The sequence below is a fragment of the Photobacterium marinum genome (genome assembly GCF_000331515.1).
GTDB classification, from domain to species: Bacteria; Pseudomonadota; Gammaproteobacteria; order Enterobacterales; family Vibrionaceae; genus Photobacterium; species Photobacterium marinum.
In genome coordinates, this window is sequence record NZ_AMZO01000046.1 from 1 (window position 1) to 17,462 (window position 17,462).

A 17,462-nucleotide genomic window follows, 5' to 3' on the forward strand; every position below is an offset into this window, starting at 1 on the left:
TTATCTTTGTCCGCCCTTCGGTTGGATGAGTCCCGCTCGTTTGCGAGTCCAATTGAACGCAAGCCCGGCCGTTCTGCCACTAATACTAAGCCCGAGTTTTTCGACTCGGGCTTTTTTACGTTTGGACTTTTCTATGTCCGTCCTTCAGTCGAATTATTCTCATTCATACACGCCCTCTTCGGCTCCGCCATTGTTCGTAAAGTTTGTTGATTGAACATACATATAATAAAGCTTGACGTTGTTGCGTCGGGCTTTTGGGGAGCTAGCTGTTGGATGTTGAAAGAGGTTATGACTAAGTCGAGAGGGTGATTTGGCTGCTATCTCCCTGTTCGACGATGAAGTGTTTGCAGAGCAATTCCATTAGGCTTTCTTTATATGGTTCGTTGTTTCTTGTTCCAAGCAAATTGGCAATTTCCTGACCTGTAGGTGAAAGGCGGTAATAGGTAAGAGTGACGCCTTTTTTCGTCGGTTTTAAGATGTAATTGGAGGCCTGATAGCCAAACGCAAGTGGGGATTCAATATTGATCTCACCGGATTCGAGTTCACTGCGAAGTAATAAACCTAACTCCATTAAAACAAGTAGATTGGAGTATGGCAGCTGGTAATTACCTAACGGGAGTTTGTCAGAAGAAGGGGAGCGTAATAAGGCAAGAACGCTATGGCGAATTTTAATTCCCGTAAGCAGCTTCTTGCTGCTGTCATTACCGAAATGGCAGGTCAGAGTGCTGGCTCGTTGGAATATTTGCGCTTCTCGCTGGGTCATATTTTTCAATGTTTCGAGCGCTTTTAAAGAGGTTGAGCCCGGAGATATGATTTCTTGTTTGAGGATCCTGCTCCAAAGCTTTTGCATTGAAGCATTACGAATATTTTTTGCCAAACTGGAAAAATGGTATAGCCAGTCTGGGTCAGGTTCGCCAGCGGTTTCATCACTACAGCTGTCATACGCTAGCTTGAAGATGCGTTCGAGGTTTTCTTGTTGGTGTTGAGCTTCTCGCTGAACTCTGGCGGTAGTTCTGTCAGCGAGCTCTTTATCACTGTTCGAGATAAGGTGGCAGATGCCATATTGGTTAGCCAGTTCTTTTGTTCTTGCCCGGCTACTTCGTATATGAGTGTTACTTTCTTCCTTGACTGTTTTTACTGTGGGTACAGCAGCGGCCTCAACCGTTGATTGGGTGTCCTTTTTTTCCTGATTCATAGCGAGCTCAGAGTCGAAAATTCTGAATATAGTTTTACCAGCTGACACTATGTATTGGCAATATGCGTGACTTTTGTGTTAATTGGCGGTTAAACTTGTTAAGAGGTATCTGTGCCAGCGATGAGGATACGCTGATGAATAAGTACGGAAGAAAGCTGATGGATGTGCTGTTAGTGCTGGGGTATGCCACTATTCTGGTTTACCTTGCTACGCAGATTTGAGGTCCTGAACAAAGTAAACCAGTGATATTAAGTTACTGATGATAGTTGTACTGATGTATTACATATCATCATATTCTTCTAATGCTGTGCCCTGCAGCAGGTAGCCAACTTCAGCGATGTCATGGCTGATATGCTGAGTCTGTAATGTTCCGATGACATACACCACATCCCAAAGCTCCTGAATCGGCGCTCCTTTTTCAAATTTCACATAGATGATCTGGTTCGGTGGTGGTGGTGGTACGTGGATACATGCTCCAAAGTAAGGTACCAGTAAGAACTCTGTGACAACTTTATCATTACCTTCCAGAGGGATAACAAAGCCGGGAATTTTTACTTTACTTCCGTTCAGTTCATCACGTACGCCCCCTATCATGGATTGCTTGGCGGCATCACCGTCATGATTCTGTAAAGGCATAGTATTTGGGGTGAATTGTGCTCGTTCTTTTTCCGGGATCAGATCAAGCCAGTCCAGTTTAAGCACATCTCCGGCCTGAGCTAGCAGCGGTAGCCAGCAGCACAGTGCGATTAACCATTTCTTCATGTCATATTCCTTTAAACTTTGATTGTCATACCGTCTGCCAGAGAGTGTTGATAAGCTCTGATTGCGGGAATAATACCAACAATAATACCTGCTATCTGAACGATACCAAGCAAACTGAGCTCGTAAGTTGTCGGTGCTGTTATTTCAATATGCAGGCCGAACTGCTGTTGAATAAAAGGTTGAGCGATGGCCATCAGGCTATATAGAAGAGTGATGCCAAGGCCGATGCCAATTGTGGTTAGCACTGTCGCTTCACTGACCAGAAGGAAGAAGATATGTCCTGGGCGGGCACCCATGGCTCTGAGTATTGCCATCTCCCTGCGTCGTTCGTTCAGGCTGGTCAGAAGACTGGTTAACATACCCAACAGGCCGGCTATGACAACAAAACCAGAGACAATTAACAGGGCTTGTTCGGCGATAGACATCATTCCCCATAACTCATGTAAGGCGATGCCTGGCATGATGGCACTAAGCGGTTCTTTTCGGTAAGTATTGATGTAGCGCTGCAAAGCAAAGGTCTGAATTTTAGAGTTTAGACCCAGCATGAATGCGGTGATCTGCTTTGGCTCGAAATGGTGATCTTCCAGAGTTTGGGCATCTGGTGTGTGGCCAAGCTTGGCGCCGGATTCCCAGCCGACATGAATAGCTTCGATGGCTTCCAGCGAAACATGGACACTGCGATCGACCGGTGTCCCGGTTGGCTCCAGAATACCAACCACCTTAAATGGTAGATTGTCATGACGGTTGAATGATTTATCGCTGATTCCGTGAGCAATGATGATTTCGTCATTGATATGGTAGCCCAGTTTTTGGGCTACCTCTGCGCCTAGGACAGTTTCAAACAACGCGCTGAATTGACGTCCTTCGGCAAAGTTTAATGCTTGCTTCTGACCAAAACGGTAATGAGAAAAATAAGACTCATTAGTGCCGATAACACGGTAGCCCTGATGTGAGTCTCCGAGTGAAATCGGGATCGCCCATTTTACCGAGCGGTGCTGGCTGATTTCCTGATAGCTTTTCCAGTCAATATTATTGGTGGCATTACCTATACGAAAGACGGAGTAAAGCAACAGGTTTACCTGCCCGGATCGGGAGCCAACGATCAGATCTGTACCTGAGATAGTATTGGCAAAGCTCGATTTTGCCTGAGTTCGGACTCTTTCAACACCCAGCAGAAGAGTTACCGAAATGGCGACGGTAAGCAGAGTCAGTAAGGCGGTGGTTTTGCGGTTGGCCAGACTTTGCCAGGCCAGTCGAAAGATAGCTGTCATAGGTGGTTCTCTCTGGCGGCCTGATTGATGTCTTTTAGGGTAATGCTTCGATCAAACAGAGCTTCGAGTGTTTCATCATGGCTGACAAACAGCAATGTTGTACCTGCTTGTTCGCATTCTGCCATCAGCAGTTGGATGAATGCTTCACGGTTATCGTGATCAAGGGCTGACGTTGGTTCGTCTGCGATCAGTAGCTCGGGCTTACCGATTAAGGCTCTGGCAGCGGCAACACGTTGTTGCTGGCCGATACTTAGTTCGCTGATTGGCTTTTCAAGGCATTCTTCAGGCAGGTGAAGCTGACTCAGTAGTCGTTTGGCTTCTTGCTCCATTGAGTCTGCGACCTGACGTTTACGCTGCTCGGAAAAACGACATGGCAACAAGACGTTGTCTATGACGGAAAGGTAAGGCAGCAGGTTAAACATCTGGAAGATATAGCCGATGTGGTTTGCCCTGAACTTGTCTCTTTGACTTGGTTTCAGGGTACTGAAAGGTTGTTGCAACAGGCTGATTTTGCCGGAGGTCGGCTGGGTAATGCCTGCCAGCAGGCTGAGCAGGCTGGACTTTCCACTACCGCTCGGGCCTTTCAGAAAGACTTTCTCTCCCTTTTTGACAGTTAACGAAGGAATATTGAGGAGATAAGTTGATTGCTTGGGCCACCGAAAGTGAAGGTCGCTCAGTTCTATCACGTTCATTTTGTTTCCTAAGGCGGGGGAAACTTCCCCCGCCATCACTGATGGTTATACAGGTTTAGAATTTAAACAGTGTGTTGGCAGAAGATAATTCTGCTGCTTGCTGACTGTTGTCAGTAATGGCCTGCACCATGACTTTTTCAGTGTTAGGGAAGTGTTTGAACCAGTTAACCTCCAACTCTTTCAGCTGGCTGATATTGTCACAGCTGAAAGTGTATTGAGCCGAGAATTCACCGTGTTGGCCTTCGTGTTCATCATGGTTATGTCCGTCATGATGATCATGGGCGTGTGCTTCGTGGTCATGCTTGTCATGATGATCATGGTCGTGTGCTTCGTGGTCATGCTCGTCGTGATGATCATGGTCGTGTGCTTCGTGGTCATGCTCGTCGTGATGATCATGGTCGTGCGCTTCGTGGTCATGTTCGTCATGATGATCATGGTCGTGCGCTTCGTGGTTATGTTCCTCGTGGTCATCATGATGTGCGGTCAGGGTTTCTGTCACATTTGTATCAGTGAGCTTACAGCCAGCAGCTTTCGTGAAAGCGAACAGGGTATTGGCATTGTTTAGTTGCTTGATGGCATTATCCAGAGCCTGATGCTGCTGTTTGTTTGTTGGGGCATGTTCAAAGCCGACAACGTCAGCTCCCGGTGCTGTGATTTCCATCAGTAGATCCTGGCCGTCCTGGGCGATGTTGAATTCAACTACCCCGTGAACGTGGGCATCATGTTGCCGGAAATCTGCTTCCGCTACAGCTGTTGCAGAAAGAGTTGCTGCACCAATTAACAGGGCACAGTGTGATAGACGATATGGAAAAGGCATGATAACTCCTGTCTGAAAATTTTATGGTTCAATAAATTAGGATCAGACTGTTATCGGTGGATCCCGGGCTTGTGGTGAAGAAGTGAGTTGAAACCCCTTAAGGACAAGGTTTGCCGGGATATGCGGTTCAGGTGCTGCCGGTGGTAAGACTAGCTGCTCTGGAGCTGTCGCTGCATGATGTGCCAGGTGGCAGATGCTGCATTCCTGAACCTGATGATGGCTGTCTATTTCAAATTTGTGCAATACCGAAACCGGCCCGATCATAGCGATCAAACCGATGCAAAGTATTGAACAAAGGTGGGTCCACCTGACTTTGAAATGAAACACGCTCAAAAAAGAAAGCCATCACTGCGACATAGTTGTAATAATATAACATTACTTTTTTGCGACAGTCATGGCTTTGTTGTTAAGTTATTAGGCCGAAAAGGAATTTGTTACAAATTACTCTTAATCAAGCCCATTGCTTGCTCGATTTCTGCCGGGTTTAGCTTGCCTTCTTTGACAAACAGTACTTTGCTGTCCTGGTTCAGGACGATAATGGCAGAGTTTTCTTCTTGTAGTTCCCAGGTCGCTCTTACCTCACCATTGGCATCCAGCACCATAGATGACCATGAGAATTCCCGTTTGCTGTCTTCAGCTGAAGATTTCACGAAGCTGCCGGTTCCCCAAATAGCATCATCCTGATTGATGATGGTTGTTGTTTGGTACTTATCCTGAGGGAAGTCAGCATCTTTGATAGCCTGAATCATTTCTGCATTCATTTCTTTGGCTGAACTACGACCGGCGATAGCCTGAATAACCCGAACCTTTCCTGTTAGTTGTGCGGAGTTCCAGTTCTGGTAGGCAACATCATCGCCTTTCAATACGATTTCACCTTTTTCAGTAACTGATGCGCTTGGGAGTGTTGCGCCAACCTGAAGAGTATGAGCACTAGCCAGACACGGTAAAAATGCAGTTAACAGAGCAATTAAGGGCTTCTTATTCATTGTATTTATTCCATTTTTATTAAACGCCACACTATCTTAGAACAATGTCAGAGCGCTGGTTGAACCAGTCTCAAATAATCGATCTGAGTCACTAAATTATTTGTGTGGCAAAAATACAGAGTGCGTCAAATTTGAGATTAATTTATTACGCATCACTGAATTATTTGTTCTAAAGTGATGATCAGTTTCGGCTGGTTATTTAGGGATATTTAACCAATTTTGGCAAGTAAGTTGCTTAAATTTTATTGAGGGTTGAAACAATTTCGGTATGGCAGGGTCTATAGCTATATCGATTGAGCGAGGGATATATGCTTAGAATATTCAAACAATATCGTACAAATCAGGTTGCACGTCACGTGAAAAGTTACTTCCGCGGTCGTCTTTTTATTGTCGGTGTGGGAGGTTTTGAGTTCGACTGTGGCCGTTTGTTACCACCAAAAAGTCAGGACAAAAAAGTGCTGGGTGTATTTTCTGAGGTAAACAAAGAAATTCAGTTATTGGCAGCTGAGGCAGTGTAACCGGAGCACTCGGCTCCGGTTGACGGTTATTGAGGAGGTAGGCAGATACCTGTACCGGCAAGTCCACAGTAGCCGTCGGGATTCTTGGCAAGGTATTGTTGGTGGTACTCTTCAGCAAAATAGTAATTACCTGCGAGCGCGATTTCTGTAGTAATAGGCTGTGAAATACTTTCTGTTGCCATTGCTTCCTGATAGCGCTCTTTACTCTGCAGGGCCTGCTCCATCTGAGCTCTGGAGCTAGCATAGATAGCAGAGCGGTACTGAGTACCGATATCATTCCCCTGTCTCATGCCCTGTGTAGGGTCATGATTCTCCCAGAACAGGGCAAGCAGTTGTTCTAACGCCATTTCTTTCGGTTTAAACAAAACCCTGACGACTTCTGTATGGCCTGTTTTGCCGGTACAGACCTCCTGGTAGGTCGGATTTGGGGTAAAGCCGCCGCTATAGCCCACAGAAGTACTGTAAACGCCGGGCTGTTGCCAGAACAATCGTTCTGCCCCCCAGAAGCAGCCCATTCCGACAATGATCTCTTCAACTCCTTCCGGTTTGTGATCGCTTAGTTGAGTACCGTTTACAGCATGGGGAAGAGTTGGAAGGATCGGCGTTGCTCTTCCTATCAGCGCCACTTCCGGGGCTATCAGAGTGATTTTTCTTGTCGACGACATTGTTCGTTCCTTTTTACGCAGTCTGTACAAAGAAAGTAGAGGAATCCTGGCAGACATTCAATATTGGGAAATTTACCTTTATTAATTGTTGGCAGTTCTTGCTGCCCTTTGTCATCATTAGGGATGTGCGCAAATAAAGAACAATAAAGCTCTGATTAGAGAAGCTAAATTCGAATGAAAAAGAAGTTGAAGCGGTTTTGCCTTACCGTGATTGCTCTTGTTGTTTCATCGCCGGGATTGGCGGAAACCACATTGACCATTAAGGGGCTGAAAGGAAGCCTTGAAGCAAATGTCGAAGCGTATGTTTCGGCAATTCCTAAAGAAGATTACAGTGTTTCGCTGCGTTTTCGTGAGCAGCTGGAAGAGGAAATCCGCAATGCACTGAAAGCGCTGGGACGTTATCAGCCAACATTTTCCTATCGTGTTGATACTGAAGGTGATGACACTCACCTTAAAGTGACTGTGGAGCCGGGGCCTAAAACAAAAATCGCGAAGAGTGATATCCGGATAACTGGTATGGCTCAGAGTGACCCTGATTTTATTGCGTTGGTCAGGGAAAGCAGACTTGGGCTGGATAAGACGCTTAATCACGGTAGGTATGAATCTTTTAAATCCTCCCTCCAAAGCCTTGCGTTGCGTAAAGGTTATTTTGATGCCGAGCTAAAAAAAAGCGAGCTGGCGGTAGCGCCGAGCCGTAATGAAGCCTTTATTACTATCGAATTTGACTCCGGGACCCGTTACCGTTTTGGGGAAACGCTGTTTTCCGGCAGCCAGATCGAAGAAGATCGCTTGCAGTCGCTGATTCCATACGAAGAGGGTGAACCCTATCTTGCATCAAGGTTGGGGGAATTCAACCAGCGTTTGTCCAATGTTGGCTGGTTTTCATCGATTTTTGTCGGCGGCGATATGGTAAATATTGAGGATGACAAGATCCCCGTCAATGTGGTGGTAGAGCCACAGGTCAGAAACCAGTTCGAAACCGGTATCGGTTATTCTACTGATACCGGAATGCGACTGAAGTTTAACTGGCGTAAACCCTGGTTTAACAGTCGCGGTCATAGCCTTAGTGTCAAAACCGAAATTTCTGAGGTCCAGCCAAAAATTGAAGCAACTTATAAAATTCCTCTTGATGACGTATTGAATGATTATTATCAGATCGTTGGCGGTATTCGTTATGTCGATAATCATGACACGGTCAGTACTGAAACCAGCATTGGTGTTGAGCGTCATTGGCAACTGGAATCAGGCTGGAAGCGGGTTGCGTCTATCCGTTACCTTTATGAGAACTATAAGCAAGGGGCGGAAGAACAAGGGATCCTCAGGATGGTACTGCCTGGGATCAGTTACAGCAAAACTCGCGCAAGGGGCGGAGCGATGCCAAGCTGGGGTGATAAGCAGTTGATCTCGGTTGAATACTCAGATCCTGCCATCGGCTCTGATACCCGTCTAGCTCGTTTCCGTGGGCGGTCGGCCTGGATTCGCAGTGCCGGTGAAGATCACCGGGGAATATTAAGGGTGGATGGTGGTGCCACCATTGCCGAAAAAATCGAAGATGTGCCGCCGTCATTACGCTTTTTTGCCGGGGGCGATAACAGCCTTCGGGGATACAGTTATGACTCCATTGGTCCGAGAGACAGCCAAAGCGAGCTGCGTGGAGGTAAGTATATGTTAACCTCAACATTGGAATACCAGTACCGCGTTTACGGCGACTGGTGGGCGGCTGCGTTTTATGATTATGGCTCTGCCTGGAATGATAGGCCAGATTGGTATCGGGGCACTGGCGTCGGCGTTCGCTGGGCTTCACCGGTTGGACCTATCCGCCTCGATTTCGCATGGGGACTTGATAAGGCAACAGACAAGTTCCAGATCCACTTCATTCTGGGGCCTGAAATATGATTTGGGTAAAGCGTATCTCAGTTGGGTTGCTTGCCTTGCTGTTATTTCTGGTTATAGCAACGGCTGCGCTGCTTTATACCCCGGCGGGCGTCAAGCTGGCAGTCTGGGGGGCGGAAAAGGCACTACCGGCATTTTCTGTTACTAATGCTTCAGGGAGTTTATTACGGGGCTTTGTTCTGGAGCAGGTTCGCTACCAGGAGTCGCCGATCGACCTGGCTGTCGACAAGCTTTCTCTGGTCATTGATGATGGTTGCCTGCTGGAGCCTGCGGTATGTGTGAAAGAGCTGGGGATTACGGGCGTTCGCTTTGCCATGCCAGAGTTACCGCCTTCATCGCCCGAGGATGCTGAAACCACAGATGCTAACAGTGAACCGGTCACCGAGATTGCAATGCCGGTACCAATCCGGGTTGAGCGTCTTCGCCTGGATGATATCGGGTTGGATATTTTGGGTAACCGTATTAACTGGCTGCAGTTCTCTACCGCTGCTGAAATGACTGGCAGCCATCTGACTCTCAGACCCACAGATTGGCAGGGTATTGACCTCTCATTGGCATCGGCAGAGCCGGATGCTGGCTCATCAAAACAGGCGGAACCAGCCAGCAACGAACCTATTGTTTTGCCGGAAGTGCTATTGCCCTTATCTATCGATATCCAAAGATTTACGGTCAAAGATTTCAAGCTCAACGGCGATGCTCCTCAGTCGGTGGCGTTGCTGGATCTGGCGGCAACCGCTGAAGGGAGTGATGTCACGCTGAGTAAGCTAGTATTGGATGTTCCACAGGCGAAGCTGGATGCCAATGGTAAAGTATCGCTCTCTGGTGATTACCCGCTGACATTGGATGCCATGCTTGATATCGCAATGGCGCCTTTGCAGGGGCATCAACTGGCGTTGAAGGCTGATGGCTCGGTTGCGACGCTATCTTTGGATGCCAGCCTGAAAGGTAAACTGGATGCGCTGCTGAGCGGGCAGATCTCACCGCTTGATCCGCAGTTGCCTTTTGATCTTCGTTTGTCGAGTAAACACTTACAGTGGCCTGTGGATAACAAAGCGGAATTTGAAGCCTCCGAGACTAAGGTTACCGCAGCCGGTAATTTGCAAGGCTATCAGTTCGAATTAACCACTAAGGTTGACGGCGAACCAATGCCGGCGGTGGCCACAGAGCTTAAGGGTAAAGGGGATCTGACTCAGGTTACACTCAGTAAGCTGGTGGTTGACTCTTTGGGTGGTCAGGTTACCGGGAAAGCCAAAGCCAGCTGGAAAGATCTGGTTAACTGGCAAGGTGAGCTGGCTTTCAGCCATATTCAGCCGGGGCTGGAATGGCCTGAAGCTAAAGGTGATTTGAGCGGAAAACTGCGGACATCCGGAGGTTTAACAGAGAAAGGCGGCTGGTTTGTTCAGTTGCCGGAACTCAATGTTGATGGTGTGGTGCTGGAGCAGAAATTTACCCTGGATGGTCAGTTGGATGCCTCGGATCGAGCCGGAAAGGGAGACATTAAGTTAATAACAGAGCGGCTTCGGTTACAGCACGGGCCTAATGGTTTGACGGCAAAAGGCACATTAAACAAAGTCTGGGCATTGACGGCGCAGGTGAATGCACCGGATCTGGCACAATCCCTGCCGGGACTGAGAGGTAAGGTTCTGGGCGATCTAGAATTGAGTGGCAAGATGGCCGAGCCGGATATTCGCTTGCAACTGGATGGCGAAAGCCTTGGCTGGCAGGAACAAGTATCACTACAGCGTTTTGTCCTAAAAGGCCGGGTGATACCGCTGCCAGAGCTGAAAGCAGATGTTAACCTGACGGCCGCTGACGGGACGTTCGATAGCTTTAAACTGAGCAATCTGGATTTGGTCTTTAAAGGGACTGAAGCTAATCACAGCCTGTCTTTGGATATGGATGCCGAGCCGGTAAGTGCCGAGCTTAGCCTGGCCGGTAAGCTGGATCGAAAAACCGGTTGGCAGGGGACATTAGAGCAGGGCGTTTTTGATACTGAAGTGGGCCCTTGGCGTCTGAATCGCCCGACCCGTCTTGGTTACAGTTTTAAACAACAGTTGGCGAATGTTGCCTCGCACTGCTGGCAGCAGAAAAAAGCATCGTTGTGCCTGACGGAAGCGCTGGAGGCTGGAACATCTGGACGAGCCAAAGTGGCTATCAATAACTTTGATTTTGAGCTGATCGCTCCTTATCTGCCGGAGGCTATAGAACTTAGTGGTGAACTTGGCGCTGATCTTGAAGCGACCTGGGCGCCGGAGTCCTCCCCATATGTTAAAGCTAAAGTTGCTTTGCCTGCTGGTGAAGTAAGTCAACAAGACGATGTTGATGCCAAAGCATTAAAAGTAGGTTGGGATCTGGTGACGGTGAATGCGGAACTCAAGCAGGATGTGTTAAATGCTGATTGGCTTATCGGCCTGAAAAATAATGGTGATGTATCAGGACGGGCTCGCGTAACTCAGCTAACAGGTGAACAGCAATTAGCGGCAAACCTGAACATTAATCGCCTGACGCTGGGGTTCCTTGAACCGTTGGTTAAGGGGTATCACTATTTTGATGGTGAAGTGGATGCCAACCTTGAGGTGACCGGGCCGGTAATGCACCCGGCTGTCACCGGTTTGCTAAGGGTTACCAAGGTTAAAGCGCTGGGGCGGCAGGTTCCACTAGATGTCGAACAGGCGGATATTTCTGCGACTTTCACGGGATACAATGCAACTGTTGTCGGCGATATTGTTACGCCGGATGGCATGCTGCGGCTTAAAGGGGATGCGGACTGGCAGGATTTAGCAAACTGGAACAGTCAGTTGAACGTTAACGGCCGGGAGCTGGAAGTTCATGTACCACCATTGTTGGCGATGAAGGTGACTCCGGATCTGACAATCAAAGCTTCACCCAAATATGCCGAGGTTACCGGTAATGTAGCGATCCCTTGGGGGCGGATCACCGTTGATCAGTTGCCGGAGTCCGCAGTATCGGTATCGGATGACGAAGTACTGCTGACCGGTGATTTGCAGCCAATTGAAGATGAGCCTGTTATTCCATTTGAAGTAAAAACCAATGTCTTGGTTAAAATTGGTGATGATGTCAGGCTGTCAGCCTTTGGTTTGAAATCTGAGTTAATTGGTGAGTTGAATGTACGCCAGCAGGATAAAGGGCCGATGGTGTACGGAGAGGTGAACCTGCAAAAGGGTACCTATCGTTCATTCGGGCAAGAGTTGTTAATCCGTAAAGGACAGATTTTGTTTAATGGCCCGGCGGAGCAGCCTTATCTGGCAATTGAAGCGATCCGTGATCCGGAAAATGTAGAAGATGATGTCATTGCCGGTATCCGGGTTAGTGGTCCGGCTGATGAGCCGTCAGTGGAGATATTCTCTGATCCGGCAATGGCTCAGCAAAATGCGCTGTCTTATTTGTTGCGTGGCAGAAACCTGGATAGTGAGTCTGGCAACAGCGGTGATGCGATGACCACCGCGCTCATCAGTATGGGGCTGGCCCGAAGTGGCAAGCTGGTGGGAGATGTCGGTGAAGCATTCGGTGTTAAAGATTTGGCTCTGGATACAACTGGTTCTGGACAGGACTCTCAGGTAACTATTAGTGGCTATATCGCACCGGGACTGCAGGTGAAGTACGGGGTTGGGATTTTTGATGCTATCGGCGAATTCACAGTGCGATACCGTTTGATGAAAGATCTGTATGTGGAAGTGGTTTCCGGTCTCGATAGTGCTGCCGACTTGCTTTACCAGTTTGAAATTAAATAATCATATCGGAGCATGATTAGAGTATTTGTTTACGGCACCTTGCGGGCAGGGGAGTCGAATCACCATTTCTTACGGGGAGCTGTTTTGCTTGGCTCCACGCGGCTTACTTCCGGTTTCCGCTTGTATGATCTTGGTCTCTATCCGGCGGCGGTGAAATGTCGGGAACTAAAGAGGGCTTTGATCGGAGAAGTATATGAAGTTGATACAGAAACTTTTTCGGCGCTTGATGAACTGGAAGAGTATCCGCAAGAGTATACCCGTGAGTTGGTAGAAACTGATTACGGGCAGGCCTGGATTTACTTATATCGCTTATCTGTCATGGGACTGCCTGAAATTCCAAATGGCGACTGGTGCCAGAAATAGGCCGCCTTCCGAAGGTGCTTTTCGTAGGAAATGAGAGTGAGCTACTGACGTCAGTGGCTCACTTTTTTAATTCTGATGGCATCGTTTGTATGAGAGCTTCGTAGCTTTCGCCATTATAGATGTGTTTGTAGCCCAGCTCAGCAATAGTATCTTCAGCAATTCCTGCCCGGCGCCCAGAGCGGCAATAGATGAAAATCGGCTGGGTTTTGTCTTTGGCGAAAGTAGCCAGCCTGCTGATGTTATGATGCGGAATATTAATCGCTTGAGGCAGGTGACCTTCGATAAATTCTTCATTGGAGCGGACATCAATGATGAGTGGTTGCCCTTGCGGATATTGCTGAAATGCCTGCCAGAACTGCTCCGGAGTCACGACTTTAGCCTGAACGGCTGTGGTAAATAGGAAACTGACAAGCAGAGCTCGTTTGAAAATGCGTCGCATATTGCTTTTCTGGCCTCTTGTTGCGGTATTGCTCCCCGGTGTTTCCGGTTTGCCGAGGAGCAAATATTACCTGACGGTTGTGTTTTCTCTTAGCCTTTTTCTTGCGCTCGCTTGTAGGAGGTCAGGATTTCTTCTTTTGCTGCGGCGGCATTTTCCCAGCCTTCTACTTTCACCCATTTTCCGGCTTCCAGCTCTTTATAACGCTCGAAGAAGTGGGTGATCTGGGCTTTAAGTAGATCCGGCAGATCGCCCACATCCTGGATGTGGTCATATTCTTTGCTGAGTTTGCTGTGTGGAACTGCCACAACTTTGGCGTCTTCACCTGATTCATCGGACATTTTCAGGACACCGACCGGGCGGCAGCGGATCACAGACCCCGGCACTAGCGGATAAGGGGTTGGAACCAATACATCAACCGGGTCACCATCAAGAGAAAGCGTATGGTTTACGTAACCATAGTTACACGGATAGAACATCGGTGTTGCCATGAAGCGGTCGACGAAAACAGCACCGGTATCTTTATCGATTTCGTACTTGATTGGGTCGGCATTAGCCGGGATTTCGATAACAACATAGATATCTTCAGGGATGTCCTTTCCTGCTGGTACCTGATTCAGGCTCATGATGAATTCCTTATTGATAAGTTAACTATTTGTTGGTGATGTGAGAAATTATAATACCAACCCGGTTAAATGTTTGTCTATTTGAACGATTGTGTGTCGGTAGAGAAGGGCATAAGAAAACAGGCTGCGGGGCAGCCTGTTGGGAGGGAAGGATTATTCTTGGTCCGGATACATCTCCAGGAAGCTTTCCACTTTACGAACCATGTTGGTTGAGCCAACAAAGAATGGTACGCGCTGGTGGAGTTCGGTCGGTTTCAAATCCATGATACGGTTTTGACCATCGGAAGCCAGACCACCTGCCTGCTCAATCAGGAATGCCATCGGGTTGCATTCATACAGCAGGCGCAGCTTGCCGCTAGGGTGGGTTGCAGTACTTGGGTACAGGTACAGGCCGCCTTTAAGCAGGTTACGATGGAAGTCGGCAACCAGTGAGCCGATATAACGGGAAGTGTATGGGCGGTCATCTTCCGGCACATTTTCCTGGCAGAACTTAATGTACTTTTTCACACCCAGCGGGAAGCGGATGTAATTCCCTTCGTTGATCGAATAGATCCGGCCATCTTTAGGAATTCGCATGTTTTCATGGGACAGGCAGAATACGCCCAGTGACGGATCGTAGGTAAAGCCGTGTACACCGTTCCCTGTGGTGTAAACCAGCATGGTGGATGAGCCGTAAATGATATAACCGGCAGCGACCTGCTGATGGCCAGGTTGAAGGAAATCTTCTTCAGTTGGTGGAGTTCCTACTGGGGAAACCCGACGGTAAATTGAGAAAATTGTACCGACGGAAACGTTTACGTCAATGTTCGAAGAACCATCCAGTGGATCCATCAAAACCACGTACTTCGCGTTGCGGTTCAGTTCTTTGTTGAAAGCGACTGCTTCATCTTCTTCTTCACTGGCGACACCACATACCTGGTCGCGGGCTTCAAGCGCTGCTTTGAATTTATCATTGGCGTAGACATCCAGCTTCTGCTGATCTTCGCCTTGCACATTCTGGCCGCCAACTGAGCCGGTAATATCTACCAGTCCTGCCTTATTGATTTCGCGGTTAACAATCTTTGCCGCAAGCTTTATGGAGCCAAGCAGGGAGGAAAGCTCACCGCTGGCGTGGGGGAAGTCACTCTGTTTCTCGACAATGAACTCACCAAGGGTTCTAATATCGGACATATACAATCCTTGCATCATGTTGTCATGGGGGTAGATTAAGTCAGGTACAATGTCTCTAATGGACAATTTTAGTACCAAGTTTGGCTTTGCAGCCTGTTATATTGTGCGCAATTTGCGTATAAAGAATTGTATATAAAGATCTTTTTTATGGTATCGAAGTAACGCGTAAGCGTGAAAGCGATAGGATTTAATCAGCGAGCCGACAGTTATGCATATCCATATTCTAGGAATTTGCGGCACATTCATGGGCGGAGCGGCGATTCTGGCCCGTCAGTTAGGCCATAAAGTGACCGGCTGTGATGCCAATGTCTACCCCCCGATGAGTACCTTGCTTGAATCTCAAGGTATTGAAATTATTCAGGGTTATGACCCATCACAACTGAATCCGGCTCCGGATTTGGTGGTGGTCGGTAACGCCATGAGCCGTGGTAACCCTTGTGTGGAATATGTGTTGAACCACAATCTGCGTTATACCTCTGGTCCGCAGTGGTTGCAGGAGATTCTGCTCCATGATCGCTGGGTTCTGGCAGTAGCGGGTACCCACGGAAAGACAACAACGGCCAGTATGCTGGCGTGGATTTTGGAAGATTGTGGTTACCAGCCGGGCTTTTTGGTCGGTGGTGTGCTCGGAAACTTCGGTGTTTCCGCGCGTTTAGGCGAAAGTATGTTCTTTGTTGTCGAGGCGGACGAATACGATAGTGCTTTTTTCGATAAGCGTTCTAAGTTTGTTCATTATCGACCACGAACCCTGGTGATCAACAATCTGGAGTTCGATCACGCAGATATTTTTGATGATTTGAAAGCTATCCAGCGCCAGTTCCATCATTTGGTGCGTACCGTGCCGGGTAATGGCCGGATTATGGCACCAAAGCATGTCGATAACGTGCAACAAACCCTGGATATGGGCTGTTGGAGTGAACTGGAATATACCGGTGATGACGGTAACTGGCAGGCTCGTAAGCTGAAAGAAGACGGTAGCCAGTTTGAAGTGTTGCTTGACGGCAAGGTGGCCGGGACTGTGAGCTGGGATCTGGTCGGTGAGCATAATGTCAGCAATGCCCTGATGGCGGTTGCTGCTGCCCGTCACGTAGGAGTGACTCCGGATCTGGCCTGTGAATCTTTAGGTAAATTCATCAATACCAAGCGCCGCCTAGAGCTGAAGGGCGAACAGAATGGTATTCGGGTTTATGATGATTTTGCCCACCATCCGACAGCCATTGAACTGACGCTTGGCGGCCTGCGGGCCAAAGTTGGCAGTGAGCGTATTCTGGCGGTACTTGAACCGCGCTCGAACACCATGAAGCTGGGTGTTCATAAGCATGATCTGGCACCGGCGCTGAACGCAGCGAATGAAGTTTTTATTTACCAGCCAGATAATATCCCGTGGTCGGTTGATGAAATTGCGACGGCATGTAGCCAACCGGCAGTAACGGACAGCGACTTGGATATGCTGGTGGCAAAAATTGTTGCAGCGGCCTGTCCAGGTGACAATATTCTGGTGATGAGTAACGGCGGTTTCGGGGGGATTCACGACAAATTACTGACCGCACTGGCGCAGCAGGGTGAGCAGTAATATGCAGGACAAACGTATTACCCTGGCCTGGACCGGCGCCTCCGGTGCGCCTTACGGACTTCGTCTGCTTGAGTGTTTGTTGGCGGCGGATTACCAGGTGTATTTACTGATTTCATCTGCGGCCCGTGTAGTGCTGGCTACTGAGCATGGACTGAAATTGCCGTCTGGTCCGGATGCTGCGAAGCAGGCTTTGGTTGAGCATCTGAACTGTGATGCGTCAAAGCTGGTGGTTTGTGGTAAAGAAGACTGGTTTTCTCCGGTGGCATCCGGCTCTGCGGCACCTAAAAAGATGGTGGTGTGCCCTTGTTCTGCCGGGACGCTGGCATCAGTTGCTCATGGTATGTCAGATAATCTGCTGGAGCGGGCTGCTGATGTGGTGATGAAAGAACGTGGCCAGCTGTTGTTAGTGGTACGCGAAACGCCGTTTTCGACTCTTCATTTGGAGAACATGCTTAAGCTGTCCAAAATGGGGGTGACTATCATGCCGGCTGCTCCGGGGTTTTACCATCAACCTGAATCGATTGAAGATCTGGTAGATTTTATGGTGGCACGAATTCTTGATCATCTCGGTGTTGAACAAGGACTGGTTCCCCGCTGGGGCTACGATCAGCGTCATTAGTGACGAATATTTATCAGCATTTTCTACTGTTGGTGTCTAGTCCTAAAATAGGTTGACGCTTTTTTTATGAAGCCAGTAGGTAATCCCTGCTGGCTTTTTCATGCACTTCACTCGGGGTTTTCAT

The 17,462-nt window shown here is 48.3% G+C and carries 18 protein-coding genes; 7 read left to right on the top strand and 11 right to left on the bottom strand.

All coding sequences use genetic code 11. The annotated features are described in order from the left end of the window. Positions 1 to 292 precede the first annotated feature (292 nt). Positions 293 to 1,195 (bottom strand): TIGR03899 family protein, encoded by a 903-nt coding sequence (locus C942_RS23425; protein WP_007471160.1) that lies wholly within the window; start codon positions 1,193 to 1,195, stop codon positions 293 to 295. A gap of 95 nt (positions 1,196 to 1,290) precedes the next feature. Here C942_RS23425 and C942_RS25680 point away from each other — a divergent pair, with 95 nt between their 5' ends. After that, positions 1,291 to 1,416: a hypothetical protein gene (locus tag C942_RS25680; protein WP_007471161.1), complete on the top strand. Its 126-nt coding sequence runs from the start codon at positions 1,291 to 1,293 to the stop codon at positions 1,414 to 1,416. Positions 1,417 to 1,474: 58 nt separating this feature from the next. Here C942_RS25680 and C942_RS23430 read toward each other — a convergent pair whose 3' ends face one another. The 6 genes from C942_RS23430 to C942_RS23450 all read right to left on the bottom strand — a co-directional run bounded on the left by C942_RS23430 (position 1,475) and on the right by C942_RS23450 (position 5,723). Continuing rightward, positions 1,475 to 1,957 carry a DUF3299 domain-containing protein gene (locus C942_RS23430; RefSeq protein WP_007471164.1) on the bottom strand — a complete coding sequence of 161 codons (483 nt, stop codon included), beginning with the start codon at positions 1,955 to 1,957 and terminating at the stop codon, positions 1,475 to 1,477. A gap of 11 nt (positions 1,958 to 1,968) precedes the next feature. Continuing rightward, positions 1,969 to 3,228, bottom strand: a complete 1,260-nt coding sequence (locus tag C942_RS23435) for an ABC transporter permease (protein WP_007471166.1) — start codon at positions 3,226 to 3,228, stop codon at positions 1,969 to 1,971. Then, entirely contained in the window at positions 3,225 to 3,920 is a 696-nt protein-coding gene (locus C942_RS23440) for an ABC transporter ATP-binding protein (protein WP_007471168.1), read from the bottom strand. Before C942_RS23440 ends, C942_RS23435 begins: the two co-directional genes overlap by 4 nt. A 55-nt stretch (positions 3,921 to 3,975) precedes the next feature. Continuing rightward, positions 3,976 to 4,737: a zinc uptake protein ZrgA gene (gene zrgA, locus C942_RS23445; protein WP_007471170.1), complete on the bottom strand. Its 762-nt coding sequence runs from the start codon at positions 4,735 to 4,737 to the stop codon at positions 3,976 to 3,978. 42 nt (positions 4,738 to 4,779) lie between these two features. Next, a complete protein-coding gene (locus C942_RS25205; RefSeq protein WP_157372679.1) occupies positions 4,780 to 4,980 on the bottom strand; it encodes a hypothetical protein in 201 nt (66 codons plus the stop codon). A gap of 191 nt (positions 4,981 to 5,171) precedes the next feature. After that, positions 5,172 to 5,723 (bottom strand): YtfJ family protein, encoded by a 552-nt coding sequence (locus C942_RS23450; RefSeq protein ID WP_007471173.1) that lies wholly within the window; start codon positions 5,721 to 5,723, stop codon positions 5,172 to 5,174. Positions 5,724 to 6,031: 308 nt separating this feature from the next. Between C942_RS23450 and C942_RS23455 the strand changes: the two genes are divergently transcribed. Then, on the top strand, positions 6,032 to 6,241 hold the full coding sequence (locus C942_RS23455) for a DUF1107 domain-containing protein (RefSeq protein WP_036801633.1): 210 nt from the start codon (positions 6,032 to 6,034) through the stop codon (positions 6,239 to 6,241). Positions 6,242 to 6,267: 26 nt separating this feature from the next. Here the strand turns inward: C942_RS23455 and msrA are convergent, their stop codons facing one another. Then, on the bottom strand, positions 6,268 to 6,906 hold the full coding sequence (msrA, locus tag C942_RS23460) for a peptide-methionine (S)-S-oxide reductase MsrA (RefSeq protein WP_007471178.1): 639 nt from the start codon (positions 6,904 to 6,906) through the stop codon (positions 6,268 to 6,270). Positions 6,907 to 7,080: 174 nt separating this feature from the next. Here msrA and tamA point away from each other — a divergent pair, with 174 nt between their 5' ends. Genes tamA through C942_RS23475 form a run of 3 tightly spaced genes read left to right on the top strand, consistent with a single transcriptional unit; the run spans position 7,081 to position 12,914 of the window. Further along, a complete protein-coding gene (tamA, locus tag C942_RS23465; RefSeq protein ID WP_007471180.1) occupies positions 7,081 to 8,802 on the top strand; it encodes an autotransporter assembly complex protein TamA in 1,722 nt (573 codons plus the stop codon). Further along, positions 8,799 to 12,551, top strand: coding sequence for an autotransporter assembly complex protein TamB (gene tamB, locus C942_RS23470; protein ID WP_007471182.1), 3,753 nt, complete (start codon positions 8,799 to 8,801; stop codon positions 12,549 to 12,551). The genes tamA and tamB overlap by 4 nt, the downstream gene beginning before the upstream one ends. Positions 12,552 to 12,563: 12 nt before the next feature. Then, on the top strand, positions 12,564 to 12,914 hold the full coding sequence (locus C942_RS23475) for a gamma-glutamylcyclotransferase family protein (protein ID WP_036801635.1): 351 nt from the start codon (positions 12,564 to 12,566) through the stop codon (positions 12,912 to 12,914). A gap of 58 nt (positions 12,915 to 12,972) precedes the next feature. Here the strand turns inward: C942_RS23475 and C942_RS23480 are convergent, their stop codons facing one another. The 3 genes from C942_RS23480 to fbp form a co-directional block, all read right to left on the bottom strand. Continuing rightward, a complete protein-coding gene (locus C942_RS23480; protein WP_007471187.1) occupies positions 12,973 to 13,353 on the bottom strand; it encodes a rhodanese-like domain-containing protein in 381 nt (126 codons plus the stop codon). A gap of 89 nt (positions 13,354 to 13,442) precedes the next feature. Then, positions 13,443 to 13,976 (bottom strand): inorganic diphosphatase, encoded by a 534-nt coding sequence (gene ppa, locus C942_RS23485; protein WP_007471189.1) that lies wholly within the window; start codon positions 13,974 to 13,976, stop codon positions 13,443 to 13,445. A gap of 153 nt (positions 13,977 to 14,129) precedes the next feature. Further along, the gene (gene fbp / locus C942_RS23490) at positions 14,130 to 15,146 is read right to left on the bottom strand and encodes a class 1 fructose-bisphosphatase (RefSeq protein WP_007471191.1); all 1,017 of its coding nucleotides are present in this window, start codon (positions 15,144 to 15,146) and stop codon (positions 14,130 to 14,132) included. Positions 15,147 to 15,354: 208 nt separating this feature from the next. Here fbp and mpl point away from each other — a divergent pair, with 208 nt between their 5' ends. Together mpl and C942_RS23500 are read left to right on the top strand one after the other, a co-directional pair. Continuing rightward, on the top strand, positions 15,355 to 16,719 hold the full coding sequence (gene mpl, locus C942_RS23495; RefSeq protein WP_036801637.1) for a UDP-N-acetylmuramate:L-alanyl-gamma-D-glutamyl-meso-diaminopimelate ligase: 1,365 nt from the start codon (positions 15,355 to 15,357) through the stop codon (positions 16,717 to 16,719). Position 16,720: 1 nt separating this feature from the next. After that, positions 16,721 to 17,338 (top strand): flavin prenyltransferase UbiX, encoded by a 618-nt coding sequence (locus C942_RS23500; RefSeq protein WP_007471194.1) that lies wholly within the window; start codon positions 16,721 to 16,723, stop codon positions 17,336 to 17,338. The last annotated feature ends 124 nt before the right edge of the window (positions 17,339 to 17,462 follow it).

Bases quoted from the DNA above. Each gene is read 5' to 3' on its own strand.
- zrgA (WP_007471170.1), bottom strand. From the start codon at position 4,737: ATGCCTTTTCCATATCGTCTATCACACTGTGCCCTGTTAATTGGTGCA.
- mpl (WP_036801637.1), top strand. From the start codon at position 15,355: ATGCATATCCATATTCTAGGAATTTGCGGCACATTCATGGGCGGAGCG.
- C942_RS23425 (WP_007471160.1), bottom strand. From the start codon at position 1,195: ATGAATCAGGAAAAAAAGGACACCCAATCAACGGTTGAGGCCGCTGCT.
- C942_RS23455 (WP_036801633.1), top strand. From the start codon at position 6,032: ATGCTTAGAATATTCAAACAATATCGTACAAATCAGGTTGCACGTCAC.
- C942_RS23430 (WP_007471164.1), bottom strand. From the start codon at position 1,957: ATGAAGAAATGGTTAATCGCACTGTGCTGCTGGCTACCGCTGCTAGCT.
- fbp (WP_007471191.1), bottom strand. From the start codon at position 15,146: ATGTCCGATATTAGAACCCTTGGTGAGTTCATTGTCGAGAAACAGAGT.
- C942_RS23500 (WP_007471194.1), top strand. From the start codon at position 16,721: ATGCAGGACAAACGTATTACCCTGGCCTGGACCGGCGCCTCCGGTGCG.
- C942_RS23450 (WP_007471173.1), bottom strand. From the start codon at position 5,723: ATGAATAAGAAGCCCTTAATTGCTCTGTTAACTGCATTTTTACCGTGT.
- ppa (WP_007471189.1), bottom strand. From the start codon at position 13,976: ATGAGCCTGAATCAGGTACCAGCAGGAAAGGACATCCCTGAAGATATC.
- msrA (WP_007471178.1), bottom strand. From the start codon at position 6,906: ATGTCGTCGACAAGAAAAATCACTCTGATAGCCCCGGAAGTGGCGCTG.
- tamB (WP_007471182.1), top strand. From the start codon at position 8,799: ATGATTTGGGTAAAGCGTATCTCAGTTGGGTTGCTTGCCTTGCTGTTA.
- C942_RS23435 (WP_007471166.1), bottom strand. From the start codon at position 3,228: ATGACAGCTATCTTTCGACTGGCCTGGCAAAGTCTGGCCAACCGCAAA.
- tamA (WP_007471180.1), top strand. From the start codon at position 7,081: ATGAAAAAGAAGTTGAAGCGGTTTTGCCTTACCGTGATTGCTCTTGTT.
- C942_RS23480 (WP_007471187.1), bottom strand. From the start codon at position 13,353: ATGCGACGCATTTTCAAACGAGCTCTGCTTGTCAGTTTCCTATTTACC.
- C942_RS23440 (WP_007471168.1), bottom strand. From the start codon at position 3,920: ATGAACGTGATAGAACTGAGCGACCTTCACTTTCGGTGGCCCAAGCAA.
- C942_RS23475 (WP_036801635.1), top strand. From the start codon at position 12,564: ATGATTAGAGTATTTGTTTACGGCACCTTGCGGGCAGGGGAGTCGAAT.